This window comes from Psychrobacter sp. SZ93C1 (genome assembly GCF_015864635.1).
Taxonomy (GTDB): Bacteria; Pseudomonadota; Gammaproteobacteria; order Pseudomonadales; family Moraxellaceae; genus Psychrobacter; species Psychrobacter fozii.
Genome location: NZ_JADYWY010000006.1, coordinates 157,436 through 183,972, shown reverse-complemented (window position 1 = coordinate 183,972; position 26,537 = coordinate 157,436). Strand labels below are relative to the sequence as shown.

Sequence of the window (26,537 nt, the reverse complement as noted above, 5' to 3'; positions counted from 1 at the left end):
TATGACTTTCATGCACAATTTTTATTAGAGTGAATCTATCATGAGCATACAAACAATTGAAAGTATTGAAACACTAAATGAGCATATCACTGCTTTAATTGCTATCGAGCCACGATTTGAGCCTGTCCATGTGCAAGTTGGCACGCCAAGTCTTAGACACAATACAGGTGGATTTGAGCAGCTGATGAGAGCAATGGTCGGGCAGCAGTTGTCTGTCGCGGCCGCAGCCAGCATTTGGCAACGGTTGGTTGATGCAGGATTGACGGCACCGAATGCAATCGTTGAGGCAACAGATGAGACTTTGCGAGCACAAGGACTGTCTAAACAAAAAACTCGTTATATTCGCTCATTGGTTGAGCACGATATAGACTTCAATGCACTAGAAACTATGCTAGATGAAGATGTCATACTTACGCTAACTGCCGTCATTGGCATTGGTCGCTGGACGGCTGAGATGTACTTGTTATTTTCTTTAAAACGCGCAGACGTATTCGCTGTCGATGACTTAGCCATCAAAGTGGCGGCCATGGAGTTGCTAGGTTTAGCAGAGCGACCTACACCAAAGCAATTAAAGAATCTGACCCAAGACTGGTCACCGCACCGTAGCGCTGCCAGCCTGTTGCTATGGTCGTATTATGGTGCATTACGCAATAAAACTGCAGTGCCTTTATAAAGACCTAGTATTAAAAAAAGTGAGTAAGGCAATCATTTGAGTCTTATATTGATAGCGACCTCTGTATTTGCAGTCGTTATAAAGGTCTCTTTAATCTTTACTCTAAAATTGGTTCCATATAGAAAAACTCGGTCTTTTTTTGACATGCTTAAACTTGCTTTTCTTTAATACATGGCTTTTATGTATGAGTCCTTTGAGCGTGTGGCCTTTCTTGCTTTTCAATGTTGCCTTCTTTTTTTCATTGAGGGCTTCATCGCTATTAGTACTGTCATTGCCTTTATCTTTATTTAAACCCACAGCAGTATGGTCATTAGAACTGTCATTGCCAGCATCAGTATCCTTGCTAATTGATACATCTTTTACCGATTCAATGCTGTTGTTTGCTTGATTATTGCTTTCTTGATTATGGTTTTGATCCTCATTATCAATGTGATCTTCTAGCTCGGCTTGATTGACGATAAGCTGCTGAGTCGGCAATGCATGTTCTACTTTATATTTCGCGACTTTCTTTAATACATCGATAAATAACGTATTTTGCTTGTCATAGAATTCAATGATTCCAGTAGCATTGACATAAGCCTGCAACTGAATGACATAGCAATCTTGACGCAGCTCTAAGATATTGACCTGATTCCACTCTGGGTTGGTTAAATCATGCTCTTTTATGAATTCATCCAAGTCGTTTACCATTTTGAAAATCACATCAAGATCAGCGGTACGCTTCAGATATAAATGATGGAAAAAACGAAACATATCACGAGAAGTAAAGTTTTCAATCTGCATCGATGAAAAGTCACCGTTCGGTACCGTCACGATCGTACGCGTCAATGTCCGCACACGCGATGAGCGAATACCAATATCAATCACCGTACCTTCATAAGTGCCAAATTTACAATAGTCACCGATTCGCACTGGCGAATCTGCTACGACGACGACACTACCGACTAAGTTTTCGATGGTCTTTTGTGCACCCAATGCCAATGCCAAACCACCCACACCCAATGCAGCAATACCTGTGGTCAAATCAAAACCCAAATTACCAAAGATGACAATCACAGCAAATATCAGCAGCAGCGCTTTAACCACTTTGCGCATCAGCCCTAAGATTGAAACCCGCTCAGTATAGTTTTTCTTATAGCTCAAATTTACCGCACGAGTAAATATGGCATCGACGACTCGTAGTAGTAGCCATGTTATCGCTACCCACGAAGCTATTTCTGTAAATCGGTTGACTGGCTCGCGTAGCGTCACTGATACGCCAGCGTATACCATCACTTCAGATAGTATCAGTGCCATGATTACCACGGAAAGCGGCAGTATCACCTTATCTGGTAATGGCAATGTCACACCGCGAACACGCGGATAAGTGATTCTCAATAGATGATACAACAGCCAAACCATGATGTAAGTCAATATAAAGCTACTGACGATCATGGCAAGCGCCGCAACCAAATCAGCCAACTGATAACCGAAAAGCTTTTTGCCGTCCAATGAATCAATGGTATAGCGAGATACCAAAGTTGGTTCAGTGTTCTCTATTACTTCCGGTATCGAGCTGAGCGTATCGCTTGAAAACTGCCAATACTTTTCGTTTCTCTCAGACGTAACTTTTTCGAGTATCAGTGACACACTTTTCTCACCAATATTAATCGCACCCACATTTTCTTGATTTGGTGGTAGCTGATCAGTGAGGTTACCCTCAGGCGTATTGCTCAGCTGCAAATCCGGCTGAAAACGTCCACCTGCATCTAGTGCTTGCTTAAATTGCCGTACAATAGTCGTTGGATTATCAGACTTCGATAAATTTAGATAGTTACTCGCCAGCAGGTAGTCATTTTCACCCAGGGCGCTGATAAACCCTTGCACCGTATTCCTTGGTGTATCTCGCCCGAATGAATCCGGTCGCGGTGATTTTTCTGACTCTTCACTGCTACTATCACTAATACCCAATGAACTGGCTTCTGCCGCAAAAGTATGAGTTGGCCATAACAAACTCAACAGTAACACAAGTAAAAACCCCATCATGAGTAATGGTACTTTAATGATTGAGTGTGATGAAGATAACTCGGTGCTGGGAATCAGACGATACTTAGTAGACAAAACAAACCTCTTAGCTTATGGATAGTACAACAGAGAACAATGAAATCCTGACTATGATAGCAATTATTTATCACAGCAGTGCTTTTGATTACGCATTTTTGTAGCTATCTATATCAATGACTGTCTAACGATATTGCTTACTAATTTAGCTTAAATCTCTCATAAATATCAGCCCATTTGAAAGCCGAAATGATTATCAAATGAATAATTAGCAACTAACCATGAAAGTTACTCATGTTAGCGTGAAGAAACATTAGGTTAAAGTGGTTTATAAAGTAGTGATTTTTATAGATAATGAGCATAGTTTTGCTCACTTATTGCTTTTTGTAATTTTTAACCATAGTAGCGTCAAAATGGTTATTTTTTATTTCTGTACTTCTTAATATGATTACTTTGGAATTGACTATGTTTTTACCACGTTCTTCTTCGACTGCCTATCTTCGCTTATGTATTCTGAGCGCACTTGGCGTATTTTCTTTGAATGCAACAGCAGCAACCGATTCTACTGTCGTAAGTAACAACGAAGTACCAGAAGTTGAACTCGATGAAATCGTTGTAACAGCTACCCGCACACCGACTAAGACCAGTAACATCATTGCTCAGACAAAGGTTATTGATAGCGAAGAATTACAGCGTTATCAAGGTCAAACCGTAATTGATGTACTAAAAAATCAATCCGGTATGAATATTGCTCAAAGTGGTGGTACAGGAACCGTCAGTAACTTTTATATGCGTGGCTATGATAGTAAGCAAGTTCTTGTAATCATTGATGGTATTCGCTACAGCTCTATTTCTACAGGCGCGCCTGCACTAAATCTATTATCTGCCGATCAAATCGACCGTATCGAAATTTTATATGGTGCATCAGGTTCTAGTATTTACGGCTCTGATGCAATGGGCGGTGTGATTCAAATATTCACTAAAGGCAATAACGTAGAACAATCTAACGTTTCAACGACCGTTGGTTATGGTAGCAATAACCATTACCAAGTAGGCATAACAGGTCAGCTTAAAAATGAGACTTCTTCATTGAGTTTAGGTGTCAGCCGCAACGAAACAGACGGTTTTAACGCGATTGCTAGTCCTAGTTCTTATGATTACAATGCTGATGATGATGGTTTTAAATCTACCAATGCCAGTCTAGCATTACAACATAAGATCTCAGACTCTCTAAGTGCTGGAATCAGTGCATTATATTCTGACTCTACAACGGATATTGACTCTGCAGGCAATGCTTTTCCAAATGCTTATTCAGATCAAAAAAATGGTAGCGCCAATGTTTTTATTCAACATCAAACACCATTAGCTGTCACTAAATTTAGCTATGGCCAAAGTATCGATAAATCCACTACTCATGATGCTAACTCTATTGATTATCAAGATGGCAGTCAATTCAATACCATTCAACAGCAGGCACGTTCAGAAACAAGTATTAATGCACAACCTGGCACCGTGATTATTGGCGCAGAATGGTTATCACAGAAATTAGATGCATCTGATGTTTTAGATTTTTCAGGTTATCCTGCCCCTGCCACTCAAACTGCTTACGATCCTGAAGATAGAACCGTTAAAAGTGGTTTCGTTGGCTATCAATTATCAGAAGATAATTATGACCTACAAGCCAATTATCGTGTCGATGATAATTCGCAATATGGCAATGAGAACACATACAACATAGGTGCAGCTATACGTCCATTAGATGGCTTGCGTATCGGTGCAAGCTATGCGACAGGATTTCGGGCACCAACCTTCAACGATTTGTACTACCCTGGGTACAGTAACCCAGACTTAAAGCCTGAAACCAGTAAAAATACGGAAGTGTTTGTAGAGTACAATAAAGGCAATCAAATTTCCCGTCTGACTGGCTATCATACTGACGTTGATGACTTGATTGGTGGTAATACCAATACGAGTGAGGCACAAATTAAAGGCCTAAGTTTGACTTCAGACTGGAGCGTTAGTTCGTTTGTATTTGGTTTGGGTTATGACTATCTAGAAGCTAAAGACAAAACCACCAATAGTGCTAACTATAATAACGACCTTGTATATCGCCCTCAAAATAGCAGTTTGATTTATCTTGGTTATCAGCAACCTGCTTTTGATGTGCGTTTAGAAGCTAAATATACTGATGAAAGATTCTCTGATGCTGCAAATACTACTAAGTTGGATGACTACACTCTACTAAACTTAAGCGGCGTTATCTATCTGACGACCAATCTTCGTGCTAATTTACGCGTTGACAATATCACTGATGAAGATTACACACTATCTAATCAATTCGGTACAGAATACGCTACCGAAGGCACTAGCTATTTTGGCTCTTTGACCTATGATTGGTACTAAACTCATCGAAAATTGAGATCGTATTTATTGCAAGTAATAGAAAGGTCATCAATCGATGGCCTTTTTTATGACTATAAAAACCTGAAATCAAACATAACCCTGCTGTCTATTATTTCTATTAGCCAGTAGGTGACATTTTACCTGTCATCTATTACAATGACACCCTCCGAGAGGTGTTGCGCCATAATAATTAATTATTGCATTTAGGCTTCAAAGCCATGTTAATCAATCATTATGTTAGGCTCGGTTAACTGTCGAGCGGCCTATTTTGGTCGCTCACAGCGCAAACAACGGCACCTGCGTTTTTATTCTTTTTATCATAAATTAACCACTGATAGGAGCATATTATGGACGCAGTGTCTAACACCCCATCTGCCCATACGATCGACCCCTCTTTCACTGACTATAAAGTCGCTGACATTAGCCTTGCTGATTACGGCCGTCGTGAAATCACCCTTGCCGAAGCTGAAATGCCTGCCCTAATGGGTTTGCGTCGTCGCTACGAAGCAGATCAGCTGCTTAAAGGCGCTAAAATCGCTGGCTGTATCCACATGACCATCCAAACTGCCGTACTTATCGAGACACTAGTCGCGCTAGGTGCTGAAGTACGCTGGACATCATGTAATATCTTCTCAACTCAAGACCATGCTGCTGCTGCGATTGCTGCTGCTGGTATCTCTGTTTATGCTTGGAAAGGCGAAACAGAAGAAGAGTACGAGTGGTGCTTACGTCAGCAAGTTCACGTTGGCGGCGAAGCGTCTGGCCAACTTTGGGATGCCAACCTAATTTTGGATGACGGCGGTGACTTAACTGCTTTGATTCATAATGATTATGCTGAGCTGCTTGATAGCATTCATGGTATCTCAGAAGAGACGACTACTGGTGTACATCGTCTGGTTGAGATGCTTGCCAAAGGTACACTTAAAGTACCAGCAATCAACGTCAACGACGCCGTTACCAAGTCTAAAAACGACAACAAATACGGCTGCCGTCATAGCTTGAATGATGCTATCAAACGCGCTACCGACATGTTCCTTGCTGGTCGCCGCGCTTTGGTTATCGGTTATGGCGATGTGGGCAAAGGCTCTACGCAAAGCTTACGTCAAGAAGGCATGATCGTACGTGTATCAGAAGTCGATCCTATATGTGCTATGCAGGCTTGTATGGATGGCTTTGAAGTATTGTCACCTTACATTAATGGTGACAACACTGGCGGCGCAGAAAATATCAACACGCGTCTGCTAGAAGATACCGACATGATTGTGACCACGACTGGTAACTACCATGTTTGTGATCGTCATATGCTAGCAGCACTAAAACCTGGTGCAGTTGTTTGTAACATTGGTCACTTCGATACCGAAATCGACACCCAATTCATGCGTGATAACTGGCGCTGGGTTGAGATCAAACCACAAGTGCATCAAATCTTCCGCTCAGACGATGAGAACGATTATTTGATTTTGCTTGCTGAAGGTCGTCTAGTGAACCTAGGTAATGCGACTGGTCACCCATCACGCGTGATGGACGGCTCATTTGCTAACCAAGTATTGGCTCAAATGTATTTGTTCGAAGAAAAATTCGCTGAGCTACCAGCAGACAAGCGTACTGATAACTTATACGTAAAAGTATTGCCTAAGAAGTTAGACGAAGAAGTAGCCGCTGCGATGGTTGCAGGCTTTAACGGTACTTTAACCAAGCTGACTGAAAAGCAAGCTGAATACTTAGGTGTATCAGTCGAAGGCCCATTCAAGCCTGACGCTTATAAATACTAAAAGGAGCCAGACTGTGAGTAAGCCTGCGTTCTCTTTTGAGTTCTTCCCTGCAAAAACTGAGCAGGGACACGAAAAGCTACTGAGTACTTATGATGAGCTAAACAAGCTGTCACCGAGTTATTTTTCGGTGACCTATGGCGCTGGTGGTTCCACCCGCAGTCGCACCTTAGATATTGTGCAAGCATTATGCACACGTGGTGATACTGGCGTTGCTCCGCATATGTCCTGTATTGGCGATGATAAAAGCGAAATCGCTGAACTATTGACACATTATAAGAGTTTAGGCATCAATCGTATTGTCGCGCTTCGTGGTGACTTACCGTCAGGTCAAGTTGGTATGGGTGAGCTGCCGTTTGCTTTAGACTTAGTCAAGTTTATCCGTGAACATTCAGGTGATCACTTTCGTATCGAAGTAGCCGCTTATCCTGAGATGCATCCACAAGCCCGTAGCTTCGATTCTGATATCGACAACTTGGTCAATAAGTTTCAAGCGGGTGCGGATGCAGCGATTACACAGTTCTTCTACAATGCTGATAGCTATCTATACTTGCGTGACACCTTAGAAAAGCGCGGTGTTGATACGGTTGCTAAGCCATTGGTCGCTGGCATCATGCCAATTACTAATTCTAGCAATTTGATGCGTTTTGCTGATAGCTGTGGCGCTGACATTCCACGTTATGTACGTAAGCAATTGGCAGATTTTGGTGATGACCGCAAGGCCATCCGTGAATTTGGCTTTGATGTGGTGTATCGCTTATGTGAGCGTCTCATTAGCGAAGGTGTACCTGCCATGCATTTTTATAGCATGAACAAGGTTGAGCCTAATAAACGCTTAGTCGAGGCCTTAGGTTTGACTGCTTAAACGACCATCAGATCCCTTATTTAATGACTGGCATTCTTCGGAGTGCCAGTTTTTTTTGTCAAAATTCTAATAAACAACCATCTATAGCTGTCATAATACAGCTTATCTTATTTAATTTTTAAAAATTTCTTTACTGTGTAATACTGCTATTTTATAACAATCGCTTTTATTAAGAAAAATTCTCATAAAAGAAATGTCTTTAATTGTCTCAAGTGATATTCTATTGAACTAATAATAAGTACGACCAATCAAATAATAGGAATAAGAATACGTGCGACGTTTTTTTTATAGTAGTGACAGTAATGATGATCATAGCTTACTCTCAACTCAACTGGCTACCTTACCGTTAGGTAGTGATATTGAATTGCCAGACAGTATTGTTCATCACTGGTGCCGTGTGCTACGCGCAAACATTGGCGATCAAGGTGTTTTATTCGATGGGTTTGGCGGTGAGTATCAAGTACAGTTACAGACCATTAGTAAAAAGCATGCCACTGTCACTCTATTGGCTCATATAGAGGATGATCGTAGCGCATCAGTACTCACTAAAATTGGTCTGGTAATGAGTCGCGCTGAACGTATGGACTATGCGATTCAGAAGTCAACCGAGCTAGGTGTAACAGCTATTCAGTTACTAAGTAGTCATCATGGTGAGGTCAACCTAAAACCCGCACAAGTTGAGAAAAAACTGGCACATTGGCAGCAAGTAGCTATCGCAGCCTGCGAGCAATGCGGCCTCAATCGTCCACCGCTCATTCTCGCACCTATCTCTATCCATGACTGGTTAGCCAAAGTAGCAGATAACAATCAAGAGACAGTAGTCAGCCCTATAGTAACCACGCTCAGTCAAGACGCCTACTATCAAAGGCTACAGCAGCCAGCTGATTTACGTATGCAGTTGAGCGTGCCAGCATTAGGACAGCCCGCGATGCCTGAATTGTTACCAGTCACCCTAAAACATTCGACACCTTATATTGAACTATTAATTGGCCCTGAGGGCGGGCTCAGCGACGATGAATGTCAGCAAGCATCAGAGCTCGGCTTTCATCCTTGGCAAATTGGCCCGAGAGTATTACGTACCGAAACTGCCCCGGTAGTTGCATTGGCGACCTTACATGCTTTGAGTCATTAGTTATCAAAAGGCCATGTATGTAACCTTATTTATTCTTCAACTTTAATGTTATGGGTCCAATTATGACTAATGCCGCCACTATGCCAATCGCAGACAAGCAACAGTTGCTGGCTCAGTTATGCGAACAACTTGATGACTCTATATTCATCTTAGATGCCAATTTGCGCTATTTATCAGTTAATGCTTGTTATGAGATGACTATTGGTTATACCGAGTCATTTTTACTTGGGCGACCGCTTGGTATCTACGCGGCAGAATTTTTATCAAAAGAAGAACGAGATATCTTAGCGGATATCACTAGCCACTTAGATACTAATGGTTTTTATGAAAATGACTTTTCGATGGCCAATCGCTATGGAGAGATCGTTGATTGTCATATCACTTATCGCAAACTCTATGTCGAACAGACTGTTTACTATGTTGGTATGCTGCGTGATACCTCTTCTGCCATCAAAGACAAAAAACAATTGGTGCATTTGCTCAATTATGACCAAGTGACAGGCTTGCCAAACCGTAAAGTATTTTTGAGTCAAGTCAGTGACTTGCTATTAGACAGTTATCAAGAAGTTGTTATTGTACGTTTGAATATCGACCGTTATCGCAGCCTTGCAAGCTTACTAGGCCCTGATGGCATAAATGCTTTGATTAACAGTTTTGTCAAACGCGTCAAAAAACTCAAACTCGATAATTTGCATTGTTTTTCCCATTTTGGTGGTGATGATTTTGCCTTATTATTCGAATGCCCTAATGCTAATATCATTCGTCACCAGCTAGACAGTTTAATGCAAATGTGTGAACGGCCCTTTTCTCCAGATAAATCAGAAGCAAAGATATATTGTCACGTATCCATTGGTGTTAGTTACTTTCCTAAAGATGGTGAAGGATTGACAGGGCTGTTGACCAAAGCCGAAAAAGCGCTGCATTATGTCAAGAATCAGGGTGGTGACGATATCTGCTGGTATGACACCGCTATTGATGAAGCCACCACTGATAGTTGGCAGTTAGAGGCTGAACTCAGAGTCGCCGCCTCTGAAGGTCAGTTTATTCCTTACTATCAGCCAAAATTTGAATTAGCGACAGGCGCTATTACTGGTTTTGAGGCATTGGTACGCTGGCAACATCCGACTCGTGGACTGTTGAGCCCAGTACACTTTATCGATGCCATTATCGCTCATAAGCTATCATTTGAGCTATTCTCACAAATGGCCATTCAAATTGCCAAGCAGCTGTCGATTTGGCAAAAGCAAGGCTTTCTTCAGCATATCTGTATCAATGCGGACGCCGCGGAATTTAGCCATCCTAATTTTTCGGAGATGGTGAGCAGCCTCCTTACACAGCATGAGATTTCTACGCATCAATTGCATATTGAAGTGACAGAATCTTCTCTCATTCAGCGCCATAGCAATGTTAAAAAACAACTGGAGTTGCTCAAAGAGTTAGGAATCTGTCTGGCCTTAGATGATTTTGGCACCGGTTATGCCTCGTTAAGTTACTTACAAGAATATCCGTTTGATTTTATTAAAATCGACAAAAGCTTTATCTCTAATATTGAAAATAATCCTACCCAACATGCGATTGTCAAGGCTATTTTAGATTTGGGCAATGCCCTTAATATGCAGGTCATCGCTGAAGGTATCGAAACCGAGCAGCAACGAGACGTGCTATTTGCAATGGGATGCAAGCAAGGTCAAGGCTATTGGCTGAGCAGACCCGTGCCAGCTGAGGCTGCAACCAACATGTTGATTCAGCAGCACAGTGTGACATAACCCAACCTGATTGGGATCTATTTGCCCAGTATCGCTAATACTTTCATATAGTTATTCGCATTTCTCCTTAGCGTCTAACGTTGATTGCATAACGGATGCAAGATAGGTTCATGACTTATCAGTCCTGTCACCAAACTTGTATAATCACCTCTGAAAGCCTATCTTTTATAGTGAATTTGTTAGGTCATATTCAGCCTCAAGCCGACTCTAACAATCACCATTCTTTTCAATACGATTCTATATAATCGATAACTTAGTCAATCTGCATTACTGCCTAACATTTATTTAGGCTGTTCAGATTAAAGTGATCAGGACTTTTGCGCTATCTAATAGTGCAGCGATGTGCCTACTCTTGACGATTATTGATTATATTCCAAAAAGGACAGGAAGTTATGCAATATAAAGCGCCCTTACGTGATATTCAATTCGTAATGCATGAGTTACTTGATAGCGAAAGCCACTATAAAACTTTACCTGCATTTCAGGAAGCTGACCGTGAATTGATGGACAGCCTGTTCGAAATGGCGGCAAGCTTCGCTGAAAATGAGCTATCACCATTGAATCAAAGCGGTGATGCTGAAGGCTGTCATTTTGATAATGGTGTTGTTACCACGCCAAAAGGTTTTAAAGAAGCGTACAAAGCGTTCTGTGAGCTTGGCTTCCCTGCTTTGTCTGCTGAAGAAGAGTTCGGTGGTCAAAACATGCCTTTTTCATTATCAACGGTTATCAATGAAATGGTTGGTACGGCCAACTGGTCATTCTCTATGTACCCTGGCCTATCACATGGTGCTATTCAAACCATCGAGCACCATGGTACTGATGCACAGAAACAAACCTATCTCGAAAAAATGATCAGTGGCGAATGGTCAGGTACGATGTGTCTGACTGAAGCGCATGCGGGTTCTGATTTAGGTATCATCCGTACTAAAGCTGAGCCTAAAGAAGATGGCAGCTATAGCATTACTGGTCAAAAAATCTTTATCTCTGCCGGCGAGCATGATTTAACTGACAACATTATTCACATTGTATTAGCGCGTCTACCAGGCGCACCTGCTGGCACAAAAGGCATCTCATTGTTTATCGTCCCTAAAATGACGGTCAACGAAGATGGTAGCGTTGGTGAAAGCAACAATGTCGTTTGTGGTTCTATCGAGCATAAAATGGGCATTAAAGCCTCTGCCACTTGTGTCATCAACTTCGATGGTGCAACAGGTTACCTAATTGGCCCAGAAAACCGCGGCCTACAGTGCATGTTCACCTTTATGAACGTTGCCCGTATCGGTACTGCTGTTCAAGGTTTAACAGCTGCTGAGTATGCGTTCCAAGGTTCACTAACCTATGCAAAAGATCGTCTGGCCATGCGCTCGCTTTCAGGCACTAAAGCACCAGAAAAAGTAGCTGATCCGATCATTGTGCATCCAGCGGTTCGCAACATGCTATTGACTGAAAAAGCCTTTGCTGAAGGCGGTCGTGCATTGGTTTATTACCTCTCACATTTTGCGGATATCGTCGCAAAAGGCGAAGGCGAAGAGCTTAAATTTGCTGATCAAATGTTGTCGCTATTGACACCAATTGCCAAAGCATTCTTGACCGAAACTGGTTTAGAAGCCGCCAATCATGGTATACAGATTTATGGTGGTCACGGCTTTGTGAGCGAATGGGGTATGGAGCAAAACGTCCGTGATACTCGTATCGCTTGTCTATACGAAGGGACGACCGAGATCCAAGCACTTGATTTATTAGGTCGTAAAGTATTGGGCTCACAAGGCAAACTACTTGGTAACTTTGTCAATATAATTCAACAGTTCTGTGAAGATAACAAAGAAAATGACGAGATGGGACAATTTGTTCGTCCACTTGTCAAGCACCTTAAAGAATGGGGCGATCTAACGGCACGTATCGGCATGCAAGCGACTGAAAACCCTGAAGCAGTAGGCGGTGCAGCGGTTGATTACATGTACTTCAGTGGCTATGTCACACTAGCTTACTTATGGGCTCGTATGGCACTAGTTGCACAAACTGCTATTGCAGACGGTACTAGTGAAGCCGCATTCTATGATGCCAAAGTAAAAACCGCACAATTCTACTTTGCTAAATTATTGCCACGTACCACCACTCACGTACAGCGTATCAGCACTGGTGTTGAGCCATACATGAGCATGGACGTCGATCAATTTGCTTTTTAATTGAAGACTTTATAAATTAGCTAAGATACATGGTCGGCAACATACTACAGTATGTTGCCGATTTATTTTGTGCCCCTGTTAATCGCTTTAGTATCTTATATCAACGATGGTCTTAGCCCTTGAGAGGTAGTTCAGCATCACAATAGTCGCTACTAACTTTTGGTGCACGCACGATTCACGAAGAAATACACCCGCGCGCAAGCTTATTTGTTAAACTTTAATTATTAATCGCTCAGGTTACATTAGAAAAACAACCTATAACTTTAATACTCTTAACTCTACTCATTTGAACCAAAGGAATGTTTATGGCTGTCTATAATGCCCCTCTTAACGACATGCGCTTTATCTTAAATGATGTGTTTAATGCGCCTAAATTTTGGCAAAATAACGAAAACTTAGCTCATGTTGATATAGAAACTGTCGATATGATTTTGGAAGAAATGGCAAAACTGTCAAAAAATATTCTATTGCCTATCAACCGCAGTGGTGATGAAGAAGGCGCAACCTTTCATGGTGACGGCGTCGTTACTACCCCAACTGGATTCAAAGAAGCTTATAAGCAATTTGCTGAATCAGGCTGGGTTGGTCTAAGCGGTAACGCTGAGTACGGCGGTCAAGGCTTTCCAAAAATGGTCACTATGTTGACTGAAGAAATGGTTTTCACTGCAAACCAATCGTTTGCACTGTATCCAAATCTGACAGTCGGTGCGACGCTTTGCTTGAACGCTGCTGGCTCTGAAGAGCAAAAACAAACCTACTTAGAAAAAATGTATAACGGTGAATGGTCAGGTACCATGTGCTTGACCGAGCCACATGCCGGTACTGACTTAGGTATTATCAAAACCAAAGCAGTACCTAATGATGATGGTAGCTTTGATATCTCTGGTACCAAAATCTTTATCACTGGTGGTGAGCATGATCTGACCGACAATATCATTCATTTAGTATTGGCAAAAACACCGAATGCGCCAGAAGGCTCAAAAGGCATCTCATTGTTTGTGGTACCAAAATTCTTGGTCAACGAAGATGGCAGCTTAGGCGAGCGCAACACATTGGCAGTGGGTTCTATCGAACATAAAATGGGCATCAAAGCATCAGCCACTTGTGTGATGAACTTTGACAATGCTAAAGGTTGGATGGTTGGCGCAGAAAACACTGGCCTATCTTCAATGTTCATTATGATGAACTATGAGCGTGTCACGATGGGTCTACAAGGCCTTGGCGGTTCTGAGCTTGCCTATCAAAATGCTGCTTTATACGCCAATGATCGTGGTCAAGGTCGTAGCGATACGCAACTACAAAGCCCAGAAAAACCTGCTGATGCTATCATTCATCATGCTGACGTACGCCGTATGCTACTGAACGCTAAAGCGAATACCGAAGCTTCTCGTTGTTTTGCCATGTACGTTGCGAAAAACCTCGATGAAGAAAAATTTAGTACAGATCCTGAGTTGGCAAAAGCGGCTGCTGCCCGTGTTGCCCTACTCACGCCAGTGGCTAAAGCATTTTTGACCGATAAAGCGTTAGAAGCCACCGTTGATTGCCAGCAAGTATTTGGTGGTCATGGCTATATCCGCGAATGGGGTATGGAGCAAATTGTACGTGATACTCGTATTGCACAGATTTATGAAGGCACCAACGGTATTCAAGCGCTTGATTTATTAGGCCGTAAAGTTGCTCGTAATAACGGCAAATATGTCACAAATTTCTTGGGTGAAATCCGTGACTTTATCGGTAACATGCAAGCAGATCATGGCATTAAACAAGCCACGTTAGATGCTGCAGATACGATCGAAGCATTGACTCAGACTGTGCTTGGTAATATTGGCGAGCGTAAAAATGAAGTCAATGGCTGTGCCGTTGATTATATGCATGCCTTTGGCTACCTAGCATATTCGTACATGTTTGCACTGATGGTCGAAGCGGCCAATGGCAAAGAAGGTGATTTTTATACCAATAAAGCCAAGCTTGCTGATTACTTTGTCGGTCGTATATTGCCACGTATCGAGTCACATGCACAGATGGTACAAGCTGGTAGTGATCCGATGATGAACTTTGATCTTGATTACTTTAATGTACCTGCTAGCTAAGTAATTATCATATAAAACACTCTTAAAAAAGGACAGCCACATTGAGCTGTCCTTTTTTGTGCCAAAATGATTCTCATCATAATTGCTAACAAAATAAGTGACTATCAATGAATGGTTCAGATTAAAATGACGTACAATAAAGCGTTATTTTAACCAAATAAAGAGGTTGCCATATTTTTAGAAAAACGCTTACTGTGACCCATTACATAATAAAAACTACCAAAATAATCATAACAAAGGGTATGACGTGTCAGAAATGAAACACATTTTACAGCAGATTACTGCCTTAAGTGATGTACCCGATAACGCGGTACTAAAGCGTTTAATAGACGAGCTACGGGTAAATGATAAAGAGCCCGCCCTCGCCAACGCAAATATTCAATCGCTTATTGACATTCTTCGTCAGCATCCAGAATATGCTGATGGACTCTCTAGCTTCGTCCTAAAGATAATCATTCAATACCGTCAAATCGCTTTGTATACTGATACTGGCATCATGTCAGACCAAGGATTCTTTAACAGCTTACGCCGTTTGGTTGGCCATCGTTTTTTGCCGATACTACCGCAAGAAGACTCTGTCGTTGAGCTGGTTGGCTACTTGTTCGATAAAAAGTCTGATGAACGTTGGCTTGCCAATATCGAAAAAGACAAATGGGATACGTTAATAGAGCTGCTTAAAGTAGAAGAGAAGCATCTGGACTTAGTCGCCACCGTAAAAAACAGTATTTTGAACGCGATTATTATCTTGTCTTATCGCATCAGTGGCATCGGCTTGCATCCTGATTTGATGGACTCTTATCCGCAGATGTTGAATTACTCAGCGTCTTTTGTGGCTCAAAACCAAGAAGCGGTCCTGTTTGTCAATGAATACAGAAAAGCGCATGAACTTGACACGTTAACGGACATCACCCCTGAACAAGCGGTTGATCCAGCGCCTTTACTCGTGATGATTGAGCAGTGTGAGGATATCGTTGCTACTGTACGCAAACGTATTTACAAAACTGGTATCTCTATTCGACTGACGAATATGATGCTGCGTTTGGATCAAAGCCTACAACGCATGCGCATCTTGACAGAGCTGGTCACTGATGACGATCACAAGCGCGATCGTGCGGTGATTGATCTGATTCAAACGCTAATTACGACTGCCAATCGTCGCTATAGTATTGGTTATTTAATCGATAACAATACCAAGCTACTCTCTCGCAAAGTCACAGAAAATGCGAGTCGCGTCGGTGAGCATTACATCAGCACCGATAAGTCTGGCTATCGAAAGATGTTCAAAAAAGCCTCTATTGGTGGCTTTATTATTGCGTTTATGGCCACGATCAAAATACTGGCTTATCAATTGGCACTGGCTCCGATAGGTCGAGCGTTCGTTAACAGTATGATTTATGGTTTAGGCTTTGTCTTCATTCATGTCATCCGTGGTACCGTTGCTACTAAACAGCCAGCCATGACCGCGGCCGCTATTGCCTCTACCATATCTGAAAGCTCTGGTAAAAAATCCCATCAGCTGACCAAATTATCAGAATTGGTCGTCGATATTTTACGTACTCAGTTCGTTGCCATCATGGGTAATGTGATGCTGGCGATACCCGTGGCTCTCATTATCTCTTTTGCATGGCTGCAATATACGGGTACACCTATGATTGACTCCGAAAAAGCGGGGCACCTACTCCATGATCTAGATCCCTTTCATTCGCTGGCACTGCCCCATGCAGCGATTGCTGGTGTGTACTTATTTTTATCGGGTTTGATTGCTGGTTATTATGACAATTTAGCGGTGTACAATAATATAGGTGCCCGTATCCAACGCCATAAACTACTCATGTACATACTACCGAAATCATGGCTTCAGCGCCTTGGTGGCTTTATAGAAGCCAATTTGGGTGCCATCATGGGTAACTTTTTATTCGGTGTGTTCTTAGGTAGTACTGCGACGATTGGCTTTATACTTGGCTTGCCAATTGATATTCGCCATATTGCATTTGCCTCGGCAAACTTGGCACATGGTTTATTTAACATATCTGCCGATGAGATAAGCTGGAGCGTTATTTTAGTCTCAATTCTTGGCGTGGCGCTTATTGGTATCGTCAACTTATTGGTCAGTTTTTCACTGGCACTGTTTGTCGCATTACGCTCAAAAGAGGTGCGTTTCTTCGAATGGAGTCGCCTAACCAAGCTGGTGTTTGGTCACATTATTAGCCATCCTTCTGACTTTTTCTGGCCACGTGATAAGCCAATGAAATACGCACGTATCGACAGCCAAGGGCATATGATATTTGACGATACCTCAGCGCAAAAAAATGGTAAACACTTACCAAGTAATTATGTCGTACGACGTTTGTCGGATGTCAGAATTTTACCTGAGTCTAAACAAGGTAATGCTCAGTATCCTCAAACAAACACTGATATATATTATGACAATCAACCTGAGGGCGATCATACGCAAGCTCATGCCCCTTCTCACCAAACTGTAGACCTTGACGATGGCTTAATGGATGAAGAGCTCAATAGCATGCCCTACACCAATGATATTCAGTATAATCAAACGGACAAAACGCCGAACAACCATGATTATGATGCTAACAGCAATATCAGCAAAGAACCACATCATGTAGATCCTGATAGTAAAGCAACGGGCGATGCAAAGACACCTCTGCCAAAACCAAAAAAGCCGCCAAAACTGCCTAATTAATAGGATGTTTTAGGTGGCTTTATACTTGGTTAACTACTGATCTTATGGCTAATGAGATGGCTAACCATGTTATTTGATACGTCATTGCTCTCACCACCTAAATCTTATCAAGTCACTAGAGTTAGCCACTTTGTATGAAATGATGGCATATCTCTGTCGACTTTGACAACATGAGTCAGCCGAACCTGAACCATCAGTAGCCCTAATATGTACATGTTCAACAGACCCTAACAAGCAAGGCAATCGATTTGAAAATTTTAATGGTGTTGTTTTATGGCCTTAATAAGGGTGCTGGTGTTGAACGAGTAGGTTCTATGATTGCTAACGGTCTATCTGAGGTGGGCCATGAAATAATATTAGCTAGTATTGGACCTTGTGATACACCTTTCTTTCCTCTAAATGAAGATATTAAAATAATTTCACTATCGGGTTCTCCGCGCGTCAAATTAGGTCATACGCCTAATGCTATTTATAAAATAAGAAAGCTGTTAAAAACAGAGCGTGCTGACATAATAATGGCAGTAGACACAAAGTCTATTCCATATACTTTACCCGCGACTTTAGGCTTGAAAGTAAAGCATATAGGCTGGGAGCATTTCAACTTTGATCCTAGTGAAGGTATCAGCAGAAGCTCTGTCGTCAGACATTTAGCGGCACGATATTGTGACTCAGTGGTTACTTTAACCGAAAGAGATAAGGAATATTGGTTAAAAAATACTCGTCATAAATCACAAATAATCGCTATCGCCAATCCTTGTCCGTTTCCTATTCAAGAATATATTGAGGAAAATAAAAAAATAGTATTGGCGGTTGGTCGTCTACATAGAGAAAAAGGGTTTGACTTATTGCTTGAAGCTTGGCTTCAGGTAACTGCAATGATGCCAGAGTGGAGATTAAAAATAGTTGGTGAGGGTGAAGAGAGAGCAAAACTAACTGAGTTTATTGAAGAAAACCAAATAACTGAGAGTGTGGAACTGGTCGGTGCGACTGATAATGTGGGTCACTATTATAGGGAGGCAGAAATATTTTGCCTGAGCTCTCGCGCAGAAGGGTTTGGTATGGTTTTAACTGAGGCTTTAGCTTTTGGCCTACCTATTGTTAGTTTTGATTGTGGACCGGGCCCCGCAGAAGTTTTAAAAGGTACAGGCTCTATTTTAGTTCCTAAAAATGATGTTAGCGAACTTGCTTCAGCGTTGATTGGTTTGATGAAGAATGATGAGCAGAGAAAAACTATCAGCTTAAGAGGTAAAGAGAAAGTCGAAATTTATCAACCCACTAATATAATAAGTGAGTGGTTAGATCTACTTAAAAGTTTTGAATAACTTAAAATATTATCTTAATTATCTCTATGACTGGTTTATACCTATGGCGAACCAATCTCAGATGCCTTTACTGGTTCTGTCCGCTAATGAGGATTTTAACTTTTGGCTGTAGCCCACGTTATTCCAATCGATATAAACTTTTTTATGTTTAACATACCGCTAAGCCTTATTTGTCATAACTTCCGTTATGGGGAAAATCGAGGTTTTAGTGTTGTTTGCGCATAGCCTACCAATGATATGAAGTAAAAGATGATAAAGACTTATCAAGCCTATGCTTAATAAGTGCTAATTAGTATCGGTAAAGGAATAGGACTATCAAAACTAAAATCAAACTTACTCTCTGGGTACTTTTTTCTCTATTTTTATCTCTACTCTTATATAAGCTTACTGGCTGTGCTGACACTGGTACACCAGAGGAGCGTCAGGCGCGGCGCATTGCGGCATGTCAAGAGATGCTCAATACGACACGCCCTATGCCAACTGATCATCTACCTTTAACAGAGCGAAGCGAGGAAGTTGAATTTAATGCTAAATGGGAACGTTGCCGCGCGATGATTAAAGATAAGTGGCTCCCTAACGAACAACGAGAAAATAATTGGCTGAATGGAAAACAGTATCATTATGTCAAACTTGGAAATCAAGTCATCAAAGGACCAGCGAATCATCTAAAAGTTGGGGTCAATGCATTTGCTGTTGAATATAAATGGAAGCACAGCTATATCGAATACGACATCGAAACTAGAGAATACTATTTGGCACCGCCTGATGCTCGCAGTGGTGTGTATTTCGATATGTATTCAGTCAATAATTTAGCTTATCAAAGTGGAATAGCGATAACGTCTAATTATGATGAAGTCTGTGAGAAGTCAAAAACAGAACCAGATGAAGCAGGCGCATTTATCTGGAACGGTATCTTATTTGCTACATTAACTCGCATAGAGTACAAGGGTGACAATCAAATTAATTGGCAAGAAGAATGGCAACGCATTTGTCCAATAGCAGTAGAAGCAGTGACTAACCAATTAAAAATCATCAAAACACAACCACCAACGATGATAGAAAAGTAGATATATAGATAAAGCAGATATGATTACTAAGTATTTTGGTACCCTAGTGAGGACTTGAACACAGAACCTAAGTTATTGATATTAAAATTTTTTATATTGATGGTCGCTGTCAATGTACTTGTGAGTGTAATTAATGTGATTAACTCAAAGGTTTTTTTGACTTGATTCATTCTTTTATTATCCTTAAAGCTACTTACTAGACAGAATGTAAAATCACTAGATAGCCTTGATAAAAAACATATAGCCCAACACCAAGAGCTAAAAATAGTATAGCTATCAAGGAAAATAGGATTATCTTGCTACTTTTTTTCATTTTTATCTCTCAAAGCCTAGCTAAGGCTTTTTATATCTGTTTCGACGTTCAATATCATGGCGAGGGTGTGTTGTTCTTCACGTCCAACTTTAGGTAGTGGATAGATGCGCTCAATCTTGCGCTTATCTCATAAAATCGTGTTCGGTGCGCTATACAGGCATCGATCTGCTTACCGTATAACCAAAGATGAATGGATAAAAAACTAATGCCTACTATAGAAAAAAAGCTGAACCAAGCAGAGATTTTTTACCAAAACTATGAACCAGAGCTAGCTCTTGATATCTTAAATGAAGTAATTTCTGATAGTAATTCAACAGATAGTGAAATAGCGGAGGCTTTAAACCTAAAAGGAATAACTGTAGATCTTGCTCCATATCTTTCGGAAGATAAAGAAAACTACTCTGGACTAATTTTTTTCCAAAAAGCTTTGGAATACGCCCCTTATAATACTAGTATTCTATTCAACGTACTCAATTCATTTTCTTGTATAGACATGATGCAAGACTACACTCAAAAAAACAAAAGTGCTTTTATATGCGCTTATGATGTCTTGAATAATGACCTGTATGATTCTTTAAACGAAGAATCCAAAAGTAATTTGCATAAATTTTCTTCTAAATATCATGAATTTCAAGAGGAAGGCTTTTAGGGTATACCCCAAGGAAACTAGCTATTTCACCCCTCAAACCTATTGACAGACTACTTAAAATAGACCGTTATAATGGAACCATTTATAACAGACCACTTATCTAGCCTTGCATATCAAGCTCAGCTATAGCCCTCATTATGAACTCGGGCATTGCTCGCTTGACGTTATTACTTGACCGTCACTGAGACGATAAGCCAATAGACAATTTCCCCACACGCAGCCACCGTCGAGTGCACGCGCATGTGGCAAATCAACCTCGCCTTTTAATGCTGCCCAATGACCAAATAGTATCTTGCGCGAGCGTGGTACTTGCCATTCAAACCATGGTAAAAAACCTTCCGGCATCAATTCATCCAAACCTGCTGAAAAACCAAACTCAAGCGTGCCATCCTGTTTACATAGACGCATACGCGTAAAATAGTTAGTGATAGCACGCATTTTAGTAAAGCCATTGATATCTGACTGCCAATCATCAACTGACTTGCTATACAAATTCGGTAATAAGCGATCGAGTTGCCATAAGCTGCTTTGTAATTGCGCTTCTACTTGTTGTGCATAGCTTGCGGCTTCATCGATACTCCAATGCGGTGGAATACCAGCATGCACCAGTACGGTCTGTTCATCAGGGTAAGCCAATAGCGGCTGATGACGTAACCATTCAAGCAACTCATCACAATCATCAGCGGCAAAAATCGGCGCTGTCTTATCCTTTTTTTTGAGCTTCGCCGCGCCGCGCCAGACAGCAATCAAATTGATATCATGATTGCCAAGGACTGTTTCTGCCGCTCCTTGCTCACATAGCGCCTTGATATGACGCAACGTACTCAATGAGTCTTCACCACGTGCTACCAAGTCACCGGCAAACCATAGCTTGTCTTGGGCTGGATCAAAATTTAATACTTCAAGTAATTTAATATAAGCAGCATAGCAACCTTGCAGGTCTCCAATGACATACTGGTGGCGAAAACTCATAGTACCTCTATGCTTTTTAGATATGAATTTATATAAGAGCACTCTTAAGTGAGTACTCTTATATCAATAGTTTTAGGTGAATAATTTTATACGCATATTTTGAGAGATGTTCAATAATAGATTGAATTAACCTTCTACTTTGCGTGCCTGATTGCTCAAATTGACAAAATCTTTCACACTTAAGACTTCAGGACGCGCTTGTGGGTCGATGGCGCAAGCCGCGAAATCTTCTTCGCTCAACGTTGGCAATAGCGTAGATTTCTTAAAAATCGCACGTAGTGTCTTACGACGATGGTTAAAGGTTTCGCGTACGACAATCGCAAAATACTCTTCATCTTCTGCCACGACTGGTTTAGTAATATGCGGAGTCAGACGAAATACAGCACTGGTTACTTTTGGTGGCGGATTAAAAGCACCGCGTGGCACGGTCAATAGATAATCTGTACCACAGTGATATTGCATAATGACTGATAAGCGGCCATAAGTTTTACTACCAACATCAGCAGTGATACGCTCAACCACTTCCTTTTGCAACATAAAGTGCATGTCTTGAATCACATCGGCATAACTGAGTAGATGAAACAATATCGGGGTAGAGATGTTATATGGCAGGTTACCTACCACTCGTAGTTTGCCGCGCTCAGGACTATACAGCTCGCGATAGTCCACATGCATCGCGTTATCTTTGATAATCTCAAAATTCGGATGACTGTTCGCACCAATACGGATACGCAAACTGTCTGCCAAATCACGATCCAACTCTACTACGGTCATCGCATCGACTTCTGCCAATAGTGGCTCAGTCAACGCTCCCATTCCCGGCCCAATCTCAATTAGATTGTCATCGCGCTCTAGACGAATACTTTCAACGATTTCGCGAATGACGCTGCCATCATGCAAGAAGTTTTGACCAAAGCGCTTACGCGGTTGGTGTTTGACAGCACGTAGGCTGTTGGAAATAGATTGAGCATCAAACGGAGTTTTGGACATAGAAGAGTCTTAATGTATAAAAGATAAATGGGCGATAATGGCAGCAATATGCCAATTATATAATGATGAATTATACCACAGCTCAGAATTAGGCTGTATTGTTGAAACATTATTATCGATAAGCTACCCATACTTTATCGCAACAGATACCGTGACGCCTTCTACCCAACATCACTTGCTATAACGCTCGTTATCTGAATTACCCGATAAGTTAATCCAGTCAACACGATAGCACTCTAAATTGTCTAGTTACTCATGATAGAAAGCGCGTAGAGGATGAAAGGCAATCTACCAATTAGATTCCTGAAAAAATTTAAGTAGTACTTAGTTTATCTTAGAGCTCTATTATTGTAAGATAAATTTAATTGGAGGATGTAAAAATGGCGATCATTTGGATGATAGCTGGTGGTGCTGTTGTTTATATAATATTTGCCCTGAAGAAATATCAAGATGCAAATGAGGTTGGTTTGAGATCAATGTCTGAATGGTTAGGTGTTTTAGAACATAGTAATGCAAAGCAAAGGGAAAAAATGTCACACAGTTTGATTCTATAGTCAAGCCTACTTAAAAGTGTTATAAACTAATTATCAAACTTAATTGTTATTATAAAGACCATGACTTACTCATTAGATTTCCGTAAACAAGTTCTTAAAAGTATAGATGACGGTATGACCTTTGCTGAAGCCGCTATTTTCTATAATCTCAGCCCAACCACGATACAAAACTGGAAGAGACGTGTTCATAGCAAAACAACAAGGCAAACCAAACCCTATAAAATACCAGATGACGTATTACTTAATGATGTCAAAGAACATCCTGATGATTACCAGTATGAGCGAGCACGTCGTTTAAACTGTAGTAAAACAGGCATTTATCATGCCTTAAAACGCCTTGGTATCAGTCAAAAAAAAGACCTTGGAACATCCAAAAGCGTGTCCGATAAAAAGAACAATATATCAGAGTAAGCTTAATAGCTTTACGCGGCAAGGCTACCCCATTGTATACATGGATGAAAGCGGCTTTGAGTCTGAAACCCTGCGTCCCTCTGGCTATGCACCGATAGGTAAACCCTGTATCGATAGCTACAATTGGCAAGGTAGAAAACGAACCAATGTCATCGGTGCTCTCTATGAAAAAATGCTGTTTGCCCTGGATTACTTTGAGAAAAACATCAACGGAGATGTATTCTATGACTGGTGCAAATATACCCTTATTCCAAGCCTTAAGACCAAATGCGTGATTGTGATGGATATGAGCGAGGATAAAGCAAAGCACTGCTTTGCCTGAGTGCAAGACGAGAGCTGTGCTTGAGTGACTAGCTTTCACAAACGAGTGCAAAGACTGTTGAATAGACATGGTCATCGCTTGTTGTTTCTACCGCCTTATAGTCCTGATTTAAATCCTATTGAGAAAAAATGGGCACAGGCTAAGTTTCTGCGGCAAGGCTGGATGGAGAATAATCTACCTAAACTGTTCTATGATATGGGTTTTATTGTGGATTGACTATATAGGTATATAGGAGTCGAACTGTTTAGCTTTGCTTACTCAAAATTTTTCACTAATCTTATTTATAGCGTTTTTTCTGATGAACGATTCGTCATCATTGGTTAACTTCAATAGCAAGTCTTTTGGTATGTTTTTATTATAGACGAGTCTATTTCTGACAGAGGCGTCTTTATCATCTGCCAATACCTCAAATATTTCTCTAGTTATTTTGTTTTTCATAGCAACATTCCTTCTAACGGTAGGACTGTCATCATACGTCAACGTTTCAAGAACTTCTATTGGAACTGTTTTATTTAGAGCTACCCACTCGCGCATAGTTGGGTAGTGACGTATTATTTCAAACCACGTTTCCAATGCTGCACACTCGTTAATCGCTCTTCCATAATCTTGGGTGTGGTCACTTGTTCTGAGTAAGAGAAACTCTTCAGCTGATGTAATCATTAAAACTTACCTTCTGTAGCTCTTTCCAAATTATAAATTTATCATAAATCCTTCGTTACTGTGTTTAGTTAAGAACTCATACAAACTGTTAAAGGTATACCCCAAGGGAACCAGTTATCTTACCCTTTAAACCTATGAATAGACCACTTAAAATAGGTCCTATTTAATGGTTCATAAATAGGACCTATTGACGGTAATTTTATCCAATACTGCGTAAAAAATCTTGTTAAGGCACCGACTTATGCAAGAGGTTTTTCAATAAGCGATTTATTAGCCATCTCATTGGCCATATTTAACGCTTGATATAAACTGGTGGCACTTGCCCCGCCACGCCCTGCCAAATCCAGCGCCGTACCATGATCAACCGAGGTGCGAATATAAGGCAATCCTAAGGTCAGATTAACCGTATCACCAAACCCGTGTGATTTGAGCACTGGCAAACCTTGGTCATGATACATAGCAATCACTGCATCACAGTTTGCTAAATGCCTTGGGGTAAATAACGTATCCGCTGGCATCGCCTCTGATATGTCTACGCCTGCATCGATGAACGCTTGCAACACTGGATTGATAATCTCAATCTCCTCAACACCTAAATGGCCGCCCTCGCCCGCATGCGGATTCAGTCCACAAACTAATATACGTGGTTGCGTTAAGCCAAATTTTTCTTTCATCTCATCAATGACAATTTGGACGGTCTGGCGTACATTGTCAGAAGTGATCGCAGCTGGGATATCTTTTAGTGGTAAATGTGTGGTGACAAGCGCGACTTTCATTGCTTGATTGGCGAGCATCATCACGACTTTTTCACAGCCACTTTGCTGCATAAAAAACTCAGTGTGGCCGCTAAACATAGTGCCATCTAATAACTTAATACCTGCATCAATGAGTGCGGACTTTTGCAGTGGGCCGGTAACGATGGCTGCGACTGTTTTATTGAATGCTAGCTTATGCGCAATATCTAATTGGTGGGCAACCATGGCTGAATTGCTCGTATTAATTTGTCCAGAAATGACTGGTACTGCGCAAGGTGTGTTAAGTAGGATAAAAGCATCATCACTATGAGACGTATTCGTTGACATTTGCTCTGAGAAATCATCGGCATCTATATGTGCGTCTACAGTCTGCCAAGATGGGCAAACTTTTAAGACCCCAGCAGTGGTAAGCTCCTTTGCGCGCTCTGTCATTGCGTCTGCATCCGCAGTTACCCAAATCGGCCGCGAAAAGTCTTGCAACTTATTTTCTGCCGCTAGTAGCAGTACGACGTCCATACCAATGCCAGCAGGTTCGCCTGTCGTGATTAATAGCGGTAATTTATTTTGTATCATAAAAATAGTCCCATATCTTAATTAAACATCTGATTTTATTATTTTTATAGTTAAATACACTGGTTTTTATATCTAAAAACCGCAATTCATCTCTTCACCTATCAACCCTAATAGCTTCAGATTTAGTTGCCGTACCCGTCTAAAAAAAGCCCATAATGTGTTAAACTTTCGCATCTGATTGTAGCATTTACTGGCAAGCGTGAGACTGCGTTTTGTGTTCTATCGTAGCAGCACACCGCATTTGCTTTGCTGTATTATTGCCAATCATCAAACACTTATATTAAATATCTATTTATACCCTCTTTCATACCGACTCTTGATACA

Annotated in this window: 19 protein-coding genes and 1 pseudogene; 15 read left to right on the top strand and 5 right to left on the bottom strand. The window is 41.2% G+C overall.

From position 1 onward, the window contains the following. Positions 1 to 40 precede the first annotated feature (40 nt). On the top strand, positions 41 to 673 hold the full coding sequence (locus I6E83_RS09515) for a DNA-3-methyladenine glycosylase family protein (RefSeq protein WP_197101413.1): 633 nt from the start codon (positions 41 to 43) through the stop codon (positions 671 to 673). 102 nt (positions 674 to 775) lie between these two features. Here I6E83_RS09515 and I6E83_RS09510 read toward each other — a convergent pair whose 3' ends face one another. Beyond that, on the bottom strand, positions 776 to 2,698 hold the full coding sequence (locus tag I6E83_RS09510; protein WP_197101507.1) for a mechanosensitive ion channel family protein: 1,923 nt from the start codon (positions 2,696 to 2,698) through the stop codon (positions 776 to 778). A 480-nt stretch (positions 2,699 to 3,178) separates the two neighbouring features. On the opposite strand from I6E83_RS09510, the gene I6E83_RS09505 reads away from it, so the two are divergent. The 11 genes from I6E83_RS09505 (at position 3,179) to I6E83_RS09455 (ending at position 20,976) form a co-directional block, all read left to right on the top strand. Further along, on the top strand, positions 3,179 to 5,116 hold the full coding sequence (locus I6E83_RS09505; protein WP_197101410.1) for a TonB-dependent receptor: 1,938 nt from the start codon (positions 3,179 to 3,181) through the stop codon (positions 5,114 to 5,116). A 347-nt stretch (positions 5,117 to 5,463) separates the two neighbouring features. Next, entirely contained in the window at positions 5,464 to 6,888 is a 1,425-nt protein-coding gene (ahcY, locus tag I6E83_RS09500) for an adenosylhomocysteinase (RefSeq protein WP_197101409.1), read from the top strand. A gap of 13 nt (positions 6,889 to 6,901) precedes the next feature. Then, positions 6,902 to 7,750, top strand: a complete 849-nt coding sequence (gene metF / locus I6E83_RS09495; protein ID WP_194196630.1) for a methylenetetrahydrofolate reductase [NAD(P)H] — start codon at positions 6,902 to 6,904, stop codon at positions 7,748 to 7,750. Between the two features lie 271 nt (positions 7,751 to 8,021). Then, the gene (locus tag I6E83_RS09490) at positions 8,022 to 8,882 is read left to right on the top strand and encodes a 16S rRNA (uracil(1498)-N(3))-methyltransferase (protein WP_197101407.1); all 861 of its coding nucleotides are present in this window, start codon (positions 8,022 to 8,024) and stop codon (positions 8,880 to 8,882) included. A 62-nt stretch (positions 8,883 to 8,944) separates the two neighbouring features. After that, positions 8,945 to 10,648 (top strand): putative bifunctional diguanylate cyclase/phosphodiesterase, encoded by a 1,704-nt coding sequence (locus I6E83_RS09485; protein WP_197101405.1) that lies wholly within the window; start codon positions 8,945 to 8,947, stop codon positions 10,646 to 10,648. 392 nt (positions 10,649 to 11,040) lie between these two features. Next, positions 11,041 to 12,834, top strand: coding sequence for an acyl-CoA dehydrogenase C-terminal domain-containing protein (locus I6E83_RS09480; RefSeq protein ID WP_110923814.1), 1,794 nt, complete (start codon positions 11,041 to 11,043; stop codon positions 12,832 to 12,834). 305 nt (positions 12,835 to 13,139) lie between these two features. Next, positions 13,140 to 14,924 carry an acyl-CoA dehydrogenase C-terminal domain-containing protein gene (locus I6E83_RS09475; protein ID WP_110923813.1) on the top strand — a complete coding sequence of 595 codons (1,785 nt, stop codon included), beginning with the start codon at positions 13,140 to 13,142 and terminating at the stop codon, positions 14,922 to 14,924. A 247-nt stretch (positions 14,925 to 15,171) separates the two neighbouring features. After that, a complete protein-coding gene (locus tag I6E83_RS09470) occupies positions 15,172 to 17,625 on the top strand; it encodes a site-specific recombinase (protein ID WP_197101403.1) in 2,454 nt (817 codons plus the stop codon). Positions 17,626 to 17,873: 248 nt separating this feature from the next. Beyond that, positions 17,874 to 18,947: a glycosyltransferase family 4 protein gene (locus tag I6E83_RS09465; RefSeq protein ID WP_227680892.1), complete on the top strand. Its 1,074-nt coding sequence runs from the start codon at positions 17,874 to 17,876 to the stop codon at positions 18,945 to 18,947. Positions 18,948 to 19,420: 473 nt separating this feature from the next. After that, positions 19,421 to 20,014: a hypothetical protein gene (locus I6E83_RS09460; protein WP_197101401.1), complete on the top strand. Its 594-nt coding sequence runs from the start codon at positions 19,421 to 19,423 to the stop codon at positions 20,012 to 20,014. Positions 20,015 to 20,532: 518 nt separating this feature from the next. Then, complete coding sequence (locus I6E83_RS09455; RefSeq protein WP_197101399.1) at positions 20,533 to 20,976, top strand: hypothetical protein; 444 nt, start codon at positions 20,533 to 20,535, stop codon at positions 20,974 to 20,976. A 135-nt stretch (positions 20,977 to 21,111) separates the two neighbouring features. Here the strand turns inward: I6E83_RS09455 and I6E83_RS09450 are convergent, their stop codons facing one another. Further along, positions 21,112 to 21,948, bottom strand: coding sequence for a symmetrical bis(5'-nucleosyl)-tetraphosphatase (locus I6E83_RS09450; protein WP_197101397.1), 837 nt, complete (start codon positions 21,946 to 21,948; stop codon positions 21,112 to 21,114). A gap of 126 nt (positions 21,949 to 22,074) precedes the next feature. Then, positions 22,075 to 22,938: a 16S rRNA (adenine(1518)-N(6)/adenine(1519)-N(6))-dimethyltransferase RsmA gene (gene rsmA, locus I6E83_RS09445; RefSeq protein WP_110923808.1), complete on the bottom strand. Its 864-nt coding sequence runs from the start codon at positions 22,936 to 22,938 to the stop codon at positions 22,075 to 22,077. 380 nt (positions 22,939 to 23,318) lie between these two features. Here rsmA and I6E83_RS09440 point away from each other — a divergent pair, with 380 nt between their 5' ends. From I6E83_RS09440 to I6E83_RS14750, 3 genes and pseudogenes are all read left to right on the top strand, one after another. Beyond that, the gene (locus I6E83_RS09440) at positions 23,319 to 23,492 is read left to right on the top strand and encodes a hypothetical protein (protein WP_197101395.1); all 174 of its coding nucleotides are present in this window, start codon (positions 23,319 to 23,321) and stop codon (positions 23,490 to 23,492) included. Between the two features lie 60 nt (positions 23,493 to 23,552). Beyond that, positions 23,553 to 23,903: an IS630 transposase-related protein gene (locus I6E83_RS09435; protein ID WP_197101393.1), complete on the top strand. Its 351-nt coding sequence runs from the start codon at positions 23,553 to 23,555 to the stop codon at positions 23,901 to 23,903. 40 nt (positions 23,904 to 23,943) lie between these two features. Beyond that, a pseudogene (locus I6E83_RS14750) lies at positions 23,944 to 24,441 on the top strand (transposase). Positions 24,442 to 24,483: 42 nt separating this feature from the next. Here I6E83_RS14750 and I6E83_RS09420 read toward each other — a convergent pair. Both I6E83_RS09420 and pdxA read right to left on the bottom strand, forming a co-directional pair. Further along, positions 24,484 to 24,885: a hypothetical protein gene (locus tag I6E83_RS09420; protein WP_197101388.1), complete on the bottom strand. Its 402-nt coding sequence runs from the start codon at positions 24,883 to 24,885 to the stop codon at positions 24,484 to 24,486. Positions 24,886 to 25,124: 239 nt separating this feature from the next. Continuing rightward, positions 25,125 to 26,213 (bottom strand): 4-hydroxythreonine-4-phosphate dehydrogenase PdxA, encoded by a 1,089-nt coding sequence (gene pdxA, locus I6E83_RS09415; RefSeq protein ID WP_197101387.1) that lies wholly within the window; start codon positions 26,211 to 26,213, stop codon positions 25,125 to 25,127. Positions 26,214 to 26,537: the final 324 nt, after the last annotated feature.